We start from the raw sequence: 18,114 nt of genomic DNA on the forward strand, positions 1-18,114 counted from the left end.
ACTTATTGCAGTTTTGGACTTAGCTATGTATATAAAACTAAGTTCGCTGCAAAAGTAAGAATAATCATTAATAGTCTAGTGTATTAATAGACTTTTACATCTAACACACATTTATTTAACTAAAAGCCTCTTCTATAAGTTCTTTATTTATCATTGCGCCTGCTTTTGTACCCGCTGCCGTTGCAGCAGATACTGCACGAAACATTGTGGTATTATCTCCTGCAGCATAAATTCCGGAGATTGTTGTTCTCTGAAAATCATCAACGCTAATAAAGCCTTGTTCATTGATGTTGCACCCAAGTTGCTCAGGCAATGTTGAGTGTTGGTTAAATCCCACTTTGGCAAAAACCGCTGATAACTTTTGTTTGCTTCCATCTTTAAAAACAACATTTGTAATATAGCCCTGATTGTGTTCAATTTCTACAATCTCTTTTTCTATAATTTCAATACCGTGATGTTTAATCCTCTCTGTTTGTTCCAGACTAAGAGTAGATTGTCCATTTGTAAGCAAAACCAGGTTTTTACTCCAATTATAAATTAGCCTGGAGAATTCAAAGCCCAAATCACCATTGGCAATAACACCCATTGGTTGATGTTTTACTTCATAACCATGACAATATGGACAATGCAGAACAGAAATACCCCAACATTCTGCAAATCCTTTTATATCAAGCATCTGATCACTAATACCGGTAGCAAAGAGTAATTTGCTTGCAGCAAATGATTCTCCGCTTTGTGTACTTATCATAAAATCATCTTCTGCTTTTGCGGCCCCAATTGCAAAATCTTCATGAATAGTTACTGTGCTATACTTTAAAACCTGATCTTTCGCTGCAGCGGCTATTTGTTCAGGAGGCAGTCCATCCTGAGTAATGAAATTATGTGAATGAGGGGTTTGCTTATTGCATGGTTTTCCGCTATCTATAATTAAAACCTTTTTTAGCGAACGTCCGAGTGCCATAGCAGCTGAAAGTCCGGCATAACTTCCCCCGATTATGATTACATCAAATCTTTTAGAGTCTTCCATCATTGTTTATTTATGTATAAAAAACTGTATTGCTTTTATAGCAACAAAACTAAATACAATAATCAACAATGCAACATAGTTGCAAATAAAGTCTGTTAACGGAATCTCATTTTTTGCAAACAGGTGTTAGTTTGATGAGCTTTTCCTCAAAGCCTTACTTCCGAAGATGTTATATCGGATAGCAAAAGCTTGCTGGCTATCAATTACCCCATCAAGGAAGTGAAAGGATAAAGTAAACTTACCTTCAATTCCTTTATATATTTTTGGTCGCCAGCTCAGATCCAACCTATTATATGTTTTGGCCGTATAGAATTGGTCTCCATCCATGATGTGATGGCCGTCGCCTTTATAGAATGAATTGGTAACACCAAATCTGTGGTACTCTGCAGCCATTTCCAATAACAATCCTTTTGGTGTTTTCCAGCCTCCCACACTACGCTCACGCTCAAATGACATCAAACCACCTGTATTAAAAGTTAATGAGTCTAAAAATGTCCTGCCACTAAGATCTAAACCCACTTTAACTGCGAGTGCTCCGTTGTCTTCGATATGGTCACCCGGAATATCTATCGCAGGGCCTGCGTTATGTAGCATCATCGCATAATGAGAAACAAAGAACATGTCTTTTTTATAACGACCTGATAATCCGAATATAAAATTCTCCCTGTCGGTTGCTGTCTGACGGCTTGTCCAATCGATAAATAATAACTGTTTCCAATTTTCATTTTCATATTTAAGTAACATACCTTCCACATTTGGTCGGTAATAACCTAGCGTATCATTTAAAACAGCTCTTGGGAAATCAGAAAGCAAATCTCGTCTTGGAAACATTCCCATATAAAAATTCCAGTTTTGTTGCGTAAACTGATAATAAACAACAGGATCTATTTTATTGGTAAATTTAGGCGAACCAAATTCATGCAATGCATTAAACCCAACTCTAATCCGGTGGGTACTATCAAGTAATAATCCCAGTTCAGGAGAAAATCTTAATCCGAATATAGTTTGAGAAAATCGATTAGATCTGGCATACTCCCTATTATCTGCAAAAGTGTGAATATTGAGGTTACCTTCGATTTCCTGAGAATAAATTTTTGTTACAGCAGAGGACAATAGAATAATAGTTAACAGAATTTTAATTCTCATATATTTAAGATGTGCTTTTAAGGTTTGATTTACCGTGTTATTATCAATAGTATGGTCTAATATCTTTGTTTCAATAACACAGGCAAATATTAGATAAAATAGTCTTATTTTAAAACTTAATAAATGTTAGTTTGTAAAATTTAATTGTTAAGTCCCATGACCATAAATCAATTGCGTTTAATCGTCTCTCTTTTGATGTTTATGATCTCAAATGTAGGTCTGTCACAAAACAAAATTGTTGTGTTTCAATCAGATTTTGGCTTAAAGGATGGCGCCGTTTCAGCTATGAAAGGAGTTGCAATGGGCGTATCTTCTGAACTTAAGCTTTACGACATCACACACGAAATTCCTGCATATAATATCTGGGAAGCTTCTTATAGGCTCATGCAAACTGTACCTTACTATCCCAAAGGAACAGTTTTTGTTTCTGTTGTAGACCCCGGAGTTGGTACTGAAAGAAAATCGGTAGTATTAAAAACCAATACCGGTCAGTTTATAGTTACCCCTGATAATGGAACTTTAACATTAACGGCAGAGCAACTAGGGATTGAAGAGATAAGGGAAATTGATGAAGCGGTTAACAGACGAAAAGATTCAGGCAAATCTTACACTTTTCATGGAAGAGATGTATATGCATATACTGCAGCCCGATTGGCATCAGGCTTGATCTCTTTTAATGAAGTCGGAAAAGTATTGCCCAAAGAGGTTCTAAGCATTCCTTATCAGAAAGCAATTATCATTGGCAAAACGCTTAAGGGCAACATTCCAATATTAGATGTACAATACGGCAATATATGGACCAACATAGATGCTGAACTTGTAAAAAAGTTCAATTTAAAATACGGTGACCTCTTAAAAATTTCAATTTTCCATAACGACAAAAAAGTGTATGAAACTGAGGCACCATATAGCGAGACCTTTGGTAATGTACCAAAGGGCAAACCATTATGCTACCTCAATAGTTTACTGCAACTTTCAATTGCCTTAAATCAAGATAGCTTTGCCACCGTACACAACATACAAAGTGGAAGCGATTGGAATGTAGAAGTAACTAAGTTAGACTTCTGACAATTGAAGTTCTTCTTTCGGGATATCCTGAATCACATCAGCCTGTTTCTTTTTTACCATAACACTTACCCTGTAAACGAAAATACAGCAAACAGCAATAATCACTGAAACAACGATGCCTAAGATGCCATAATTTTCAAGCGGGCTTGTACTACTTTTTTGGGTAACTATAAGCCCTGCACACAAAGCGGCGATACCTCCCGCCATTTGCTGAAGCGAAGCGTTAACACTCATAAAAGCCCCCCTATCTTTCATATCTGGGATACTCATTGTAAGGGTAGTTGCAGGAATCATCCTACTCATTATCCCCATAAACAGTACCATATTGACTAATACAACTTGCCAAAGTGGTATAGGTACCAGATTTGTATAAATTAGTATCATTATTACTGCCAGGGCGGAACCCGCGCTAAACAACATAAATTTATCAATTTTATCGCTTAACTTCCCTATTAATGGCATTATTATAATTGATGCAATACCGGTAAACATAAATACCATAGGCAATTGCTGAGGAGTTATATTTATGTTATTAATCAGATAAGCGCTACTAAAAGGCATAAGCATAAAACCTCCAACGCTTAAAAAGGCTGTAGCGATAAAACCTGTTTGATAAGATTTATTTGAAACTGCATGCCATAAATGCAAAAAGGCACTTTTATCTGATTGTAGAGCAAGGTGCTTATCTATAGGTTTAACCTTTATTACAATGGTTATAGCTATTAGTACTGCCAGACCAACGATCATTAAAAAGGAAGAATGCCAGCCCCATAAGTTCGCAAAATAAAGGCCGATTGGAATACCCAGTACCTGACTGGCAGCAAATGCCATTTGCACAAATCCCATCACCCTGCCACGCTGGTTTACCTCAAATAGATCGGTCATGATGGTCATTGAAATGGCGCCAATAACACCTCCAAATAATCCTGTTATTATTCTGGCACCTAACAACATCCAATATGTTGTTGCTAAGGCACAGCATAGGGTACCAACAATAAATCCTGCGTAGAAAAACAGTAGTATTTTTTTACGATCGAATTTATCTGCAAAACCAGCAGCAAGTATCCCTGATGCACCCGCACTAAATGCATAAGAAGATACCACAACTCCAAAACCTTTTGGAGTAATTGAAAGCGATTTCATTAAGTAATCGCCCAAAGGCGCGAGAACCATAAAATCAAGCACTATTGTAAATTGAAGTAAAGCCAACAAGGCTATTACCAACTTTTGATAGTTGCTAAACGGTAAAATTATATTAGTTGACGATTGTTTCATGAGTTTTCTTTTATTAGGTCAATTCTTCACACTGATATCCATTTTTTGAAACCAGTTGAATTACATCATCCAGCTTCAAAATTGGGGATACGATACGCAGCACACAATCAACATCTTGTTGATCTACGGTCCATTGTTCTATTTTATGTTTTTCCATTACTTTAGCTATGAGCATTTTGTCATCAGCAGTTTGAATGTTTGTTTTAAAAAGCAGAATATCTTTAAAATCTGGTTCCATATGTTTTATTTTTTTAGTGCCTTTAGCACTAATTCAAAAGTGCCCCAAAGGGCTTTATCTGTCAGAATGAATGGTTTACCCCCAATGCTTCTACCATCAAAATGAAATCTGACAAGGTTATACAGCGGGGCAAAAGCTACCGACCAGTAAACCTCCAGCTGCATTGGGTTAATTTCGCCTCTGTTGATTGCATTGGTCATAAATTTGCCAAGTGTTATCTTGAAATTATTCACGATAGTTCCATAAACCTGCTCCTGATAAGTTGAAGTCCTTAGTTGCTCAAGAAACTGTGCTGTTATAGGATTTTCAAGCATACACTTTGCTCTATTTTTCCATTGTTGTCTTAGTCCAACTTCAAAAGATACTTCAGGATCGAAATCTTCAAGCATTATATCACTCATCCGCTCTGCTTCTTCCATTGCTATCTGCAAGATCAAGTCGTCTTTATCTTTATAATAAATGTATAGAGTAGCTACAGATATCTTGCACTCTTTAGCTAACTTATTCATGGTAAAACCTTCAAAACCTATCTTTACAAGCAACTCCATTGCCTTCTGTTTCACCAACTCTACTTTATTCAGATCTCTTGCGCGCATAATACTTTTCAAATATCATCACAAATATAAATGAATATTCATTCATTTATATTATATATTAAAAAAATATTTTAGATCGTATTGAACAACTAGCTATAAGTCTTGGTTCTATATAAATCGAGAAAAAATTGAACTTATTGGATTTCTTATGTGTTATAGATTAAATCTTTAAATTCTAATACTATGAAAAGTCCAAAGAATAAAACCGTAAAAGCAGAGATAATAGATCAGAAAAAGCCCAAAGGCCCTGAACCAGAAAATTCAACTTCTGCAAAAGATGCCAAAAAGGTTAAAACTGAGAAGAAACCTTAAATATCTCTTACAATTCCCATTTCTTACAACCTTATTTGTAAGAAATTTAGTGCAAAGTATTTTAACAATTCGGAAACATTTTCAAGTTTTAACTGTAGGTATATTAACTAACCACTTAAATGCTAAAATCATGAAAACTAGAATTTTATTACCAGCTGTATTATGCTGCTTGCTTAGTTTAAATGCTTGCCGAAATACAGAAAATAGCACAAGCAGTACTTTGGCTGATTCTTCTCTAGAGCAAACAATGACTGATACCACGGCTGTAAACCGCGGTGAGGGAATGCAGTTCTTTTTAGAGAAAGCGGCTAATGCTGGTAATATGGAGGTAGAGCTTGGTAAAATGGCAACATCAAAAGCCAGTAATGTTAGGGTTAAAAAGTTTGCTGAAAAAATGGTTAAGGATCATACTAAAACCAACGATAATTTAAAAAAACTGGCCGATAAAAAGAAATTAACAATACCGACCTCTATTCCTGAGGCCGATCAGAATCATATAAATGAAATGGCAAAACTATCTGGTGCTCAATTTGATAAACACTATATGGATATGATGGTAAAAGATCATATAAAAGCCCTTGATTTATTCAAATCAGCAACAACTTCTGGAGATATAGATGTAAGAAGGTTTGCCGCCAAAACACTTCGTATGATTGAAGGGCATTATAAACTTGCCACAGATTTGAGTTTTGACTTAAAATAAAAAAGAGGGCTGAAAATTTCAGCCCTCTTTTTTATTTTTTCTCTGCCCTGATAGCCTTCACTTCTGAGGCTTTGATGGCACTAGCCTTATTCCCAAAACTGTTCCTTACAAAGGTTAACACATCAGCTATTTCCTGATCTTTTAAAAAGCCATGCGAAGGCATTACATTGGTATAAACTTCCCCGTCTATTTCAATTTCTTCTGCCAAACCATTAAGAGCTATCTTAATTAACCGGGTTTTATCGCCAAGAACATAAGTTGTTTTTATTAATGGAGGATTCATATTCTGAACCCCACCTCCATCTGCCATATGGCAACTTAAACAATATTGATTGTATACTTTTTGTCCGTTAGCCAAAACTGATGCAGAAACAACGTCAGTTTGGACTGTCTTTTTGGTTTTCCCTTTTGTTTGGGCATTTAATTTTATACCCCCTATTGTTAAGATCAAAATGATCGTTAAAACCTGCTTCATCAAACTTTTTATTTTTTATTATAGACGATACGATAAATTGCTCCTTTAACATCATCCGTTACATAAAGGGAACCATCAGATCCCTGGGCCAATCCACAAGGGCGATGGTCTGCCCTTCCGGCAGCGGCTTTTTCAGGTGTACCAGCAAAATTATCTGCAAAAACTTCCCAATCGCCAGAAGGCTTCCCATCCTTAAATGGTTGAAATACTACAAAATATCCTTTTTGAGGTTCAGGAGCACGATTCCAGGATCCGTGAAAAGCGATAAAAGCACCGTTTTTATATTTTTCCGGGAACATATTTCCGGTATAGAATAGCAAACCATTTGGTGCCATATGTCCTGGAAAGGCAACTGCGGGGTCTATGAATTTTGAATCAGCCTCTTTCTTTTTATCACCGCCGTATTCCGGAGCTACTATTTTTTTATGTTGGATCTGATCATAGTACATAAATGGCCAGCCTGCATTATCACCTTGCTTTAAAGCATATAAACATTCTGCAGGAACTTCAGCGGATTCCTTTTCATTATAAAGCTCTGGCCAGGAACTATTGAGGTTATCTCTGCCATGCTGCATAACAAAAAGCTGGTTATTTTGCTGATTCCAATCTAATCCAACAACATTTCTTAGTCCGGTAGCAAAACGAACACCCTGACCGTAGCTTTGATTGAGTTCTTTTGCTTTAAACTGCCATATTCCGGCCATAGAATCTAACAATGGGCACCCTTCTATTCCCGGAGAACGTAACCCCCGATCTTGTTCCTGACAAGAATTTGAATTTACGCCAATATTTACATAAACATTTCCATTATTATCTAAAACAAGTGATTTGGTTTCATGCTGGCGTCCGGCCTTTAAACCTGTAATGATCTTTTCGGGTTTATTCGGGTCAATTACTTTATTTTGTGCATCGAGCTTGTACCTAAATACTTCCTGATTTGATGATGCATATAAGTATCCATCTTTCAAGTAAATTCCGGTACCTCCATAGTTGCCAAAGCCACCTGTAACCTGAGCCTTACCATCGCTGCTTTCATGAAGTACAATAATCCCCTTTTCTTCTTTGGATCTGGCGAGTTTAACATAGATGTCTCCTTGCGGGGTAACAACCAGATGTCTGGCTTTTGCCCCTAGCTCTGCCACTTTTAACGCGCCAAAACCTTCTGGCAACTTCAATCCTGCGTTATCGGCATCAGGTATTGGCCCGTTGCCCTTTAAATGACTATTTGAAATATCTTTGAAAGAATATAATGCAATAAAAACCATTGCACTTAACAAAACCGGAATTAATACTGATTTTTTCATCTGGTAATTTATTTGAAGAACTTTTCGCTATTTAAAGTTATCGTTTTCCGCTGCATTTTTCATCTAAATTAGCGTAATAATGCAGTTGCACACCACAGTATTGGCGCTTGCCCATGTAGGTCGCCTATATTACGTTTGCGATCTAAATAATACTGGCGGTCGTTCTTTTTATTTGTACCCTCACAAACTTCTCTTACCTCATCATTCTCATTGATGTAAGTGACTAAGCCAAGCCAGCCCTTACGGGCAGCTTTCCCATAAACTTCCTTATCCAGCCAGCCATTTTTCACACCTGTAATCATTGCAAAAGTAAACATAGCCGTTGATGAAGTTTCTTCCCATGCCTCGGGGTCATCGATTAACTGACGCCACATTCCATTGTCGGCCTGATATTTAAGCAACGAAGCCATCATGTTTTTATAGCCTTTCATAATGCGTTCATAATTTGGATTGTTTTTAGGTATAGACCTAAGCAATTCAGCCATACCCACAGCCATCCAGCCATCTCCTCTACCCCAAAAAAAAGGAACATCGGGCGCGTGATAAAACAAGCCATTAGGCTCCTGAAGCTTATCTAAATAAAAAACCATCTCTTTAGCCGCCCTATCTATATACTTTACGTCTCCAGTGGCTCTATACGCTTGGGCTTGAACAGCGGTGATCATATACATATCATCTATCCATAAACGTGTTTGCCAGGTATAGCCCTGGTTGTAAAACTCATGCGATTCGGGTTTTACTCTTGGGCCTTCTGGCGGTGCCCATTGTTTATCAGCAATTGACAACCCGAGATCGAGATATTTTTTATCTTTTGTTTGTATGTAAAGCTCTAATGGAACAGATCCAAATACAGTATAATCTACATGATCAGGTACAGGAATCATTTTGGCTTCTTCGCCAAAAAGGGGTTCGAACCTATCCGCCAGCTTTTTAAGCATCTCTTTATTTCCACTTTGTTTTGCAAAAGTCAAAGCACCATACCAGGCACAGGTTTCCGGATAAGTAATCACCTTTGGAGGTCCTGGTCTATTAAAATTCGTATGCGGCGTTACTATGAAATGATTTGCTACCCTTGTTCCAATTTCCTTTGGTGATGTTCCTTTTGGCCAATTCTTTAAATTAGCTTCTTTTGATTGTGCCTTTACGTTAGGCTGTCCGACAATCATAAAACAGGACATAAAAGCTGCTATGCTTAGAATTTGGTTTTGATTCATGTTAGTCTATTTATTTTTTGATGATTTCTAATTCTTTTGATATTCCTGACGATTTATTTCCAATCACTTTTACATTAGTGCTTGCTGTTCCTTCAACACGAACAAGTGCTTTTGCGCTCCCTTTAACAGTAACATTTTTTACCAGTGCTGTTTTTACATTTTCTAAGCGGATAATCGACTCTCCTCCTTTAGTATCCGGAAGATTCCAATTGTTAACCTCCAAATCACTTCCATCCTCACAAACTAAGGCTGGTCTCAGGTCATTTCCAGAAAGATTAAACTTAACATTAATAAGCTTCAATCCCTTAACATGCCTTGCCCAAATACCGTATGCGGGAACCCGCGGACCAAATGTTTTAACTTCGGGATATTGATCAATTGCTTCGGGTACTGCTTGCCTGCCATGAGCTGCAGTTCCGCCTCCGGCCAAACTAATTTCTATATTCTCAAGCGTTAAACCAGTGATGTAATGTCCGGGAATGCCTGTGATCAAAATACCTGTTGGAGGCATTAATTGCGCATCGGCAGATGCTTTGACTTTAACATTTTTAATTACAACATTTTCAAAAGTACCTGTTTGCTGTTTTGTATCAGCATCTTTGCGGAACACACTTAATCGCGATCCAAGACGAAATAACATTGGGGTCCTAACTTCTTCCATGGTTATATCTGATATTTCAATATTTCGTAAATGCGCACCATCAACGGTAAGCAGCTTAATGCCTCCATTTCTAGTTTCATAGATATGACAATTTGAAATTTTAATATTCTCGAAAGCTGCCATGGATTCGGTTCCCATTTTAATTCCCGCCTGATTGCTTTTAAGTCTTAAACCTGTCACCACAATATTCTTACAGGCCATTTTACTTGATGTGGTTTTAAACACCAGTGCATCATCTCCACTTACTACATCACAATCTTTAATTACAACATCCTGACAGCCATCAATACCGACACCATCATTATGGGCAACACCCACACTTTGGATCTTTACATTTTCAATATTTATCTGTCTGCTCTGAAAGTAGTGAGAAGTCCATGCCCCTGCATATTTTAAAGTTACGCCTTTAACATTTACGCCAGTACAACGTACAATTCGTAAAAGAAAAGGCCTCATCCCCCATCGTTGTCCTTCGGGCCGGGTATCAGTAAGTATGTGTTTTGCTTTAATCGCAGACCCCTGACCATCAATTGTCCCTTCACCTATAACTCCAATGTTTTTGGCATCAACAGCTACAAGTAAAGCCCATCCAACATCAATACCCAGTCCCTCAGTAAAAGGGTCAATATTTTTATAATCTTTAAGATCTATACTCCCTAGCAAAACAGCGTTCTTTTGAAAACTGATTGTTACATTATCCTTAATAACGATAGTTCCTGATAAGAATTTGCCTTCAGGAAAGATTACACTTCCACCACCCGATTTATAGCATTCATCAATTGCTCGTTGAATAGCATTGGTATTTAAGGTTACCCCATCTCCAACAGCACCATATTTGATAATGTTAAAGTCGGCAGCCCTTACAAAACTTGTAAAAGCCGCCAACACACATAAACTAACCAATAATTTCACTTTAATCATTCTAATCATTATCTCTAATTAAATATAGCTATTAAGTATAATCTGCTAAAACCATCCCGGGTTTTGCGGATATTTTGGGCCTGTAGTTGTAGCATCAATCTGATCCTGAGGAATAGGTCTAAGCACATGGAAATCCATAATATTTGCTCCTGCTTCCGGATTATAATTTTTAGTTTTCACCCTATCAATTAATTTACCGGTTCTTACAAGATCCCACCACCTAACATTCTCTCCACATAATTCCCTCGAACGCTCATCTAAAATAAAATCAAGTGAAGGAATTGAAGCAACATCCATTACAGAAGGATTTGGATTTGGGAACGCAGCCCGCCTTCTGATAATATTGATATGATTAACCGCTTCTGAAGCCGCTGCACCGCCCATAAATGCTGCTTCTGCTGCAATCAAATGGGTTTCGGCTAAGCGATATACAATAACAGGTCTAATCGAGGGATAGTTTAAATCTGCGCGTTTAGTGTCATTATATTTTTTCATATAAGGCGATAAAGTATTATCATACTTACGTGGAGGTATCAGTAAATATCTGGATGCTGCTATTTTAGCATCACTAACATCATACCCAGGCATAAATATCGCAGTATCGCCTAAGGCAAACTTAGGTTGCCCTACTACAGCATTTGCAGGTGCTCCTGGCGGAAGCGGATTTTCCCACTTGGGAATGGACGCGGCATTATTACACAGCCAAACGGTTTGAAAAGTTTTTGCATATCGGGTGTCATTTACGCGCTCTGCAAAAGCTTCATTTGTTAACCATGCTGTAGGAACACAACGAATATATGGCCTTCCATAAAACACATCGCGTTTCATTCCCGGACGAAGCTCATATTGTGGTACCCACATATGGTTTAGTACGTTATCTGCCCCACCACTATTATTCGGCCCATTATATGCCAAATTTGAGGTATGCTGTACTGTCCACAATACTTCATTACTATTCTCATTTCCTTCTGCATAAACACTAGCAAAATCAGGGAGCAATGTGGCCCCACTTGTATTGATTACCTGCATTGCAGAGGTATAAGCATTTGTATAATCATCTGCTTTTTTAGCAGATGAGCCAGCTCTGGTTAAATATACTTTAGCCAATAAGTGCATAGCAGCAGCTTTATTAGCCTGTCCTGGCAAAGCCCCGCTTGACTTAGGACCGGCAAATAAAGTTGGCTCTGCAAGTACATCTTTAAGATCCTGAACAATAAAATCGTATACCTCAGCTAAAGGCTGACGGGATGCAGAAGTTGTAGGTGTACTTTGGAAATTTTTATTCAAAGTAACATCACCCCAAAATTGCACAAGGATAAAATAGTAATTTGCCCGTAAAAACTTAGCTTCTGCCACAATTCTATTTTTAAGATCATCTGCAACCCCAGTAACCTTAACTGCATTATCAATTACACCATTACAGGTATTAATATTAACATAACAGTCTTTCCAAATTGCGGAAACAGTTCCATTTTCAGTATTGTAATTACTATTGTATTTATTGATGTTGTTGTTTCCATCTTTACCTGTGTAAAACTCATCCGTACCAATCACCGTCATAGTGAATAGGTTTTGGTTCCCCCAGAAAGAGCGGGTACCTGCATAAGCCGCATCAAGTCCCTTCTGAAAACCCTGGGCCGTAGAGAAAAAATCTGGCGTTAGTGTTGAATGTGGCTCTTCTATTAAAGCTTTTTTACATCCGCCTGTAACTGCCAGGCAGAAACAAGCCAATATTATGTATATATTTTTCATTAGTATATAATTTATTGTAAAAATTATAAGGTCATGTTTAAACCAAACACAATTGAATAAGTTGCAGGTGTATCAACACCAACTGACCCCTTATTATTTCCTCCATTAAGAGCCTCCGGATCTATGCCTTTATAAACATTCCTGTACTTTGAAAAAAGAATAAAAGCATCATTGGCAGAAGCGTAAACCCTCAAAGTTTTACCTCCAATTTTAGCAGCAAGAGCTGTAGGCAGATTATATCCAAGCGTCATGCTTCTGATCTTAACAAACGTACCATCAAAGTACCCTAATACTCCTCTATTAGGTGTGTTTGTTGCGGCAGCATTAGGCTTGGGCCAGAAATTTTCATGGTTGGTTGGTGTCCAATAATTAACATCCAGGTTGTTATAATTTCCTTGAAAAGTATTGGCAAACCCACTATTATGAACACTGCTAATAATGGTACTTCCAAATCTTCCAAAAGCCACTACCGTAAAATCTAAGTTTTTATACGCAAATCTGTTTGTAATACCCCCAGACCAGTCGGGCTCACTAGACCCAATAAACGTCTTATCATCAGCATTGATTTTCCCATCACCGTTCACATCTGCAATTCTAATATTACCTATTACAGAGCTCGAACCTTGTTTGACAGTTAATCCGTAAGCCAATGCTAATGCACTATCAGCCGGTGTATTTTGCCATATTCCAACTCTTTTATCATCATAAATTACACCAATTGGCTGCCCTACAAAACGTCCATTAGCTATATCATTAATTACGCCGTCTTGTAACTGGGTAATTTTCCCTCTATTAACAAAAACATTAAAATCTGTGCTCCAGCTAAATTTATCTTTACCATCACCGTTAAAATTCACAGTGCTCACCTGAAATTCAAAGCCTTTGTTCTCGGATTTCCCTACATTGGTTACTATCGCATTTGGTATTCCGGAAGTAAATGGAAGATCCTGAGGCAGCAACAATTTATCGGTATAAACTTTATAAGCCTCAATTGATCCTGTAATCCGATTGTTTAAAATACCAAAATCTAAACCGATGTTAGCAGTAGCGGTATTTTCCCACGTTAAATTTGGATTAGGAACGTTAGAAAGGTATAAGCCAGTTGTAGTCTTATCACCAAAATTATAAACAGCTCCAGATAAACTACCCAGGGTTTCATAAGGATCTATGGATGTATTTCCAACAACACCGTAACTAGCTCTCAGTTTTAAATTTGTAAACACCTTTGAGTCCTTCATGAAATTTTCCTGAATGATATTCCATCCCGCAGCAGCAGATGGAAACACTTTATATTTACCTCCGGGAGCAAGTCTCGATGAACCATCCGAGCGCATAGTTAAGGTTAATAAGTATTTATCTTTAAATCCATAGTTAATCCTTCCCATATAAGAAATGATTGACCATTTGGAGTAACTACCGCTACCAACCAGATTCGAGCCCAAAGCCGGGTTGTAATACCAAAGGTTATCGGCCAGAAGGTCATTATTACTAAATGAATTTGATTGATTCTGTGATTGCTGATAACTAAACAATCCGGTAAAATTCAACTTATGATCTTCAGCAATCACCTTATCGTAAGTTAAAATATTCTCTAAGGTATAATTAGAACGGAAGCCTGTTTTATTATTTGACTTAGACAATCCGCCCAAATTATCAGAAGTAGCACTGGCAAAGAAGTTACCGTAAACATCAGATTTCACCTCAGCGCCTGCATTAAACCTGTACTTCAAACCATCAGCTATTGCTGCTTCTAAATAAAGTGTTGTAAAAGTTCCATATCTTTTTCTGTTTTCTACTTTGGCTCCTTCAACAAAGTCTCCAAGTGGATTCCATACCTGATTGGCACTTCCCGGCACAAATCCATATAACTTACCATCGGCATCATATGGCGTAGCCAATGGGCTTGCCCGCAGAACCTGTCCCATTGGGTTCGCTCCTTCTCCCTTGGTGGTATTAAATGAATTTAAGGAGTTTAATCCTACCTTAAAATATTTACCCAACTGCTGATCAACGCTCAATTTCACACTATATCGTTCATAAGCTTGTCCGGGATAAATGCCCGTTTCATTAAAATATCCCCCCGAAACGGAATACTGCGTTTTTTCTGTCCCGCCTGAAACACCTACCTGATGATTGGTCTTTATTCCATTTTTATATATCAGGTCCTGCCAGTCAGTGCTTCGTCCACTTGCAATGCCGTCTAGTTCCTCTGCAGAGAAAATACCACTAGTTAATATTTTTGGATCATCAATTCCGGTAAAAATAGGCTTGTTATTCTTGTCGAAATTACCGTTAACTACAGCCCATCTTTTTAGCATTTCAAACTGCTTACCATCCATCACGTCAATCTTGCCCAAATTCTTAGTTACTCCGGCGTAACCACTGTAAGTTACTACTGGCGCCCCTTCTTTTCCTCTTTTGGTAGTTACCAGAATTACTCCGTTAGCTCCTCTTGACCCATAAATAGCGGTAGATGATGCATCTTTCAACACTTCTACAGACACTACGTCGTCTGGATTTATATCATTAATATTTCCATTATAAGGTATACCATCAACTACAAAAAGCGGGTCATTATCAGCTCCGATTGACCTGGCACCTCTTATCCTGATAACAGGTGCAGTTCCAGGTTTACTATTACCACTTCCCTTCTGGATATCTATACCGGAACCCCTGCCTTGCAGCGCTTGAGATAAATTGGCAACAGGCACCTCTCTTAATGACTTTTCATTAATAGAAACAATGGATCCTGTTATATCCGATTTCTTTTGTGTTCCATAACCTACCACAACAATTTCGCTTAATGTTTTATCTTCGGTTACAAGAGTTACATTAATTGTTGACCGATCAGCAACAGGTATTTCCTGAACTGCAAAACCCACGGAAGAAAATACCAGGGTTCCTGAGCCATTAGGAATTGTGATGGAATAGTTTCCATTTACATCGGTACTGGTGGTTGTTGAAGTACCTTTTAATTTAACACTTACACTAGGTAAGCCGCCGCTGGCATCCGATACTTTTCCTTTAACAATAAATTGCTGGAAGGAGGAAAAGCCATCAAAACTACAGCAGCATAACAGAAGCACCAGAAGGCACCACTGAATAGAAAATGCTCTACTAATCATGGTTTAAGATTGTTTAGGTTTAAATATTTGATTAGTCTAATGAAGAGAAATTTGCCCGCATTTTTGTCTGTTGCGTTAGCATATTCTTCAACCAGATTGTCATTTAGATAAGCCCTGGAAGCTAGTTCATTGCTACAATTTCAAAAACAGAACTGCTTAATGGAGTGATCTTCCCTGGAGAAAGATTTAACCCAACCTTCATCAGATAGTCTCCACTATAAACTTTATCATTATCCGGATGTGTTGATTTTGTATCTGGCAACAGATTAATCTCCTTAATTTTATATTGTTTTAACGGATCAAGCCCTTCTAAAGTAACTCTTCCCATATACTCTTTACGTCTGAAATTGAGGAGGTAATTAAACAAAACTGCTTTATTTTTATCCTCACTCACATACATCATAACCGCTCTGTTTTCCTCATAAGGTGAAATCAGTCGATACAAATCTCCAAACCAAATTACATTGCTAATGCGTTTATAATTTTTAACCGCTTCATTGCTAAATATAATTTCTGCATCAGTCAAATTTTTCACCCGAATATCGTACCCAAGTTTGCCCATCATTGCAACATCCGTACGAAACTTAAGCGACTGTTTACCCATAGAAGTTACATGGCTTGAAACCGCTACAGATGGAAAAAAGTTAAGATAACCCCATTGAATAAAAATGCGTTCCAGCCCATCAGTATTATCGCTAGGCCAAAATTCTGTAAAATACTTTAATCCACCATAATCAACCCTACCACCTCCACCTGCACAAAGCATAATGGGCAAATGAGGATGTTTTCTTCTTATCCGCTCTAAAATATCATACAAACTTTTGGTATAATCAATAAATAAATTTCCCTGATTCTCTTTAAGATATGGCGAATATGTATTTGTCATCATTCTATTGCAATCCCATTTTATAAAAGCAATACCAGGATTCTTTGAAACCAGGTCATCAACCATATGGAATACAAAATCCTGCACTTTAGGGTTAATCAGATCCAATACCAATTGATTACGGGAATAAGCTTCCTCTCTGTTTGGTAATTTCAAAATCCAGTCAGGATGTTTTTCATACAACTCACTTTTCGGGCTCACCATTTCCGGTTCTATCCAAATTCCAAACTTTAGCCCTTTTGCAGTTGCTTCTTTTGTAAGAAAGCCTAAACCGCCAGGCAATTTTTTCTTATCTACCTGCCAGTCTCCTAATGCAGTTTTATCAGCATCGCGCGGATATTTATTGCCAAACCACCCATCATCCAGTAAAAACAGATCCACACCTAACTTATCTGCCCCATCAAATAACTCAACCAAAATATCCTGGTTAAAATCCATGTGAGTAGCTTCCCAATTATTCAATAATGTTAGTTTCGGCTTGTCTCCATCCAACACACCATACCTTCTTGCCCATCTATGTAAATTTCTGCTGGCCGTCCCCTTGCCTTTATTAGAATAGGTAAATATAAAAGCAGGAGTTTCGAACGTTTTACCAGGCAACAATTTATATTCTGACGCGTAAGGATTCATACCGGTAACCATACGTAATGAATTCTGCTGATCTATTTCAAAAGAGCATTGAAAATTACCCGACCATGCCAATGTCCCGGCAATCAATTCACCGCTGTTTTCGTCTGCAAGTTTATTCAATGAAAGAAAAAATGCCGGAGCACGATACATTTGAGCACGTGTCCCCAGTTTACTATCCAGAATTTTGATACCTGTTGTAAGCGGTGTTTCTTTCATTCTCATTTCGGTCATATAATCCCCATCAAATTGGCTAAGCCAATACTTAGAGGCATCAAAATGAAGCATTGAAGAAGCATAGTTTGTGAGTGTTATGGGTTTCTTCTCATTGTGTTTTATAGTTGTCCATTGCTTAATGATGTCTTCATTTTTATAAGCAGTAAAATGAAGCACTACTTCAATAGCATATTGCGGATCTTTAAGCGTAATTGTGGTAGCCGTTACATTATCATCCTTTTCTGTTTTATCGGTTACGTATTTTAAATCAAGTGATGGGTTTCCATCAGCATGGACAATTCTTATAGCCGGCTCAAACAAATCACCCATTCCAGCTCCTATATAAGCTTCCCTGCGCGTAGATCTTAGCAAACCCTCATCAACTGAACTATTTAGCTTCTGACCCAAATAACTCTGATAAAGTTTATTATTATTACCAACAGTAAAAACAAGCGACGCATTTTTAGTATCTACAATAATCTGTTTTTCGGATTGTCCGAAAGATATTAACCTAAAAGAGACAAGCAGAATACTAAAAAACAGAATGGATTTATTCATGACGGATTAA

The 18,114-nt window shown here is 37.7% G+C and carries 15 protein-coding genes; 3 read left to right on the plus strand and 12 right to left on the minus strand.

The window, feature by feature from the left end:
* Nucleotides 1–115 precede the first annotated feature (115 nt).
* Nucleotides 116–1,030: an NAD(P)/FAD-dependent oxidoreductase gene (locus HQN86_RS25640; protein WP_246269739.1), complete on the minus strand. Its 915-nt coding sequence runs from the start codon at nucleotides 1,028–1,030 to the stop codon at nucleotides 116–118.
* 123 nt (nucleotides 1,031–1,153) lie between these two features.
* On the minus strand, nucleotides 1,154–2,173 hold the full coding sequence (locus tag HQN86_RS25645) for a hypothetical protein (protein ID WP_172663686.1): 1,020 nt from the start codon (nucleotides 2,171–2,173) through the stop codon (nucleotides 1,154–1,156).
* A gap of 156 nt (nucleotides 2,174–2,329) precedes the next feature.
* Here HQN86_RS25645 and HQN86_RS25650 point away from each other — a divergent pair, with 156 nt between their 5' ends.
* Entirely contained in the window at nucleotides 2,330–3,241 is a 912-nt protein-coding gene (locus HQN86_RS25650; RefSeq protein WP_216854516.1) for an SAM hydrolase/SAM-dependent halogenase family protein, read from the plus strand.
* Here HQN86_RS25650 and HQN86_RS25655 read toward each other — a convergent pair.
* The 3 genes from HQN86_RS25655 to HQN86_RS25665 are packed head-to-tail and all read right to left on the minus strand — an operon-like array spanning nucleotide 3,230 to nucleotide 5,350.
* Entirely contained in the window at nucleotides 3,230–4,516 is a 1,287-nt protein-coding gene (locus HQN86_RS25655; protein ID WP_172663687.1) for an MFS transporter, read from the minus strand. The genes HQN86_RS25650 and HQN86_RS25655 overlap by 12 nt on opposite strands.
* Before the next feature lie 13 nt (nucleotides 4,517–4,529).
* A complete protein-coding gene (locus tag HQN86_RS25660; protein WP_172663688.1) occupies nucleotides 4,530–4,754 on the minus strand; it encodes a hypothetical protein in 225 nt (74 codons plus the stop codon).
* A 5-nt stretch (nucleotides 4,755–4,759) separates the two neighbouring features.
* The gene (locus HQN86_RS25665; protein WP_172663689.1) at nucleotides 4,760–5,350 is read right to left on the minus strand and encodes a TetR/AcrR family transcriptional regulator; all 591 of its coding nucleotides are present in this window, start codon (nucleotides 5,348–5,350) and stop codon (nucleotides 4,760–4,762) included.
* 183 nt (nucleotides 5,351–5,533) lie between these two features.
* Between HQN86_RS25665 and HQN86_RS27020 the strand changes: the two genes are divergently transcribed.
* Entirely contained in the window at nucleotides 5,534–5,662 is a 129-nt protein-coding gene (locus HQN86_RS27020; protein WP_262889312.1) for a hypothetical protein, read from the plus strand.
* Complete coding sequence (locus HQN86_RS25670; RefSeq protein WP_172663690.1) at nucleotides 5,628–6,365, plus strand: DUF4142 domain-containing protein; 738 nt, start codon at nucleotides 5,628–5,630, stop codon at nucleotides 6,363–6,365. Before HQN86_RS27020 ends, HQN86_RS25670 begins: the two co-directional genes overlap by 35 nt.
* Before the next feature lie 31 nt (nucleotides 6,366–6,396).
* Here HQN86_RS25670 and HQN86_RS25675 read toward each other — a convergent pair whose 3' ends face one another.
* The 7 genes from HQN86_RS25675 to HQN86_RS25705 form a co-directional block, all read right to left on the minus strand.
* Complete coding sequence (locus tag HQN86_RS25675) at nucleotides 6,397–6,840, minus strand: c-type cytochrome (RefSeq protein WP_172663691.1); 444 nt, start codon at nucleotides 6,838–6,840, stop codon at nucleotides 6,397–6,399.
* Nucleotides 6,841–6,848: 8 nt separating this feature from the next.
* The gene (locus tag HQN86_RS25680) at nucleotides 6,849–8,144 is read right to left on the minus strand and encodes a PQQ-dependent sugar dehydrogenase (protein ID WP_172663692.1); all 1,296 of its coding nucleotides are present in this window, start codon (nucleotides 8,142–8,144) and stop codon (nucleotides 6,849–6,851) included.
* A gap of 68 nt (nucleotides 8,145–8,212) precedes the next feature.
* A complete protein-coding gene (locus HQN86_RS25685; protein ID WP_172663693.1) occupies nucleotides 8,213–9,358 on the minus strand; it encodes a glycoside hydrolase family 88/105 protein in 1,146 nt (381 codons plus the stop codon).
* A gap of 10 nt (nucleotides 9,359–9,368) precedes the next feature.
* A complete protein-coding gene (locus tag HQN86_RS25690; protein WP_172663694.1) occupies nucleotides 9,369–10,949 on the minus strand; it encodes a glycoside hydrolase family 28 protein in 1,581 nt (526 codons plus the stop codon).
* 36 nt (nucleotides 10,950–10,985) lie between these two features.
* On the minus strand, nucleotides 10,986–12,692 hold the full coding sequence (locus tag HQN86_RS25695; protein ID WP_172663695.1) for a RagB/SusD family nutrient uptake outer membrane protein: 1,707 nt from the start codon (nucleotides 12,690–12,692) through the stop codon (nucleotides 10,986–10,988).
* Nucleotides 12,693–12,715: 23 nt separating this feature from the next.
* Complete coding sequence (locus tag HQN86_RS25700) at nucleotides 12,716–15,817, minus strand: SusC/RagA family TonB-linked outer membrane protein (protein WP_172663696.1); 3,102 nt, start codon at nucleotides 15,815–15,817, stop codon at nucleotides 12,716–12,718.
* A gap of 121 nt (nucleotides 15,818–15,938) precedes the next feature.
* Nucleotides 15,939–18,104, minus strand: a complete 2,166-nt coding sequence (locus tag HQN86_RS25705) for an alpha-galactosidase (protein ID WP_172663697.1) — start codon at nucleotides 18,102–18,104, stop codon at nucleotides 15,939–15,941.
* Nucleotides 18,105–18,114 lie beyond the last annotated feature (10 nt).

Source organism: Pedobacter panaciterrae, from assembly GCF_013204795.1.
In the GTDB taxonomy this organism is placed as follows: Bacteria; Bacteroidota; Bacteroidia; order Sphingobacteriales; family Sphingobacteriaceae; genus Pedobacter; species Pedobacter panaciterrae.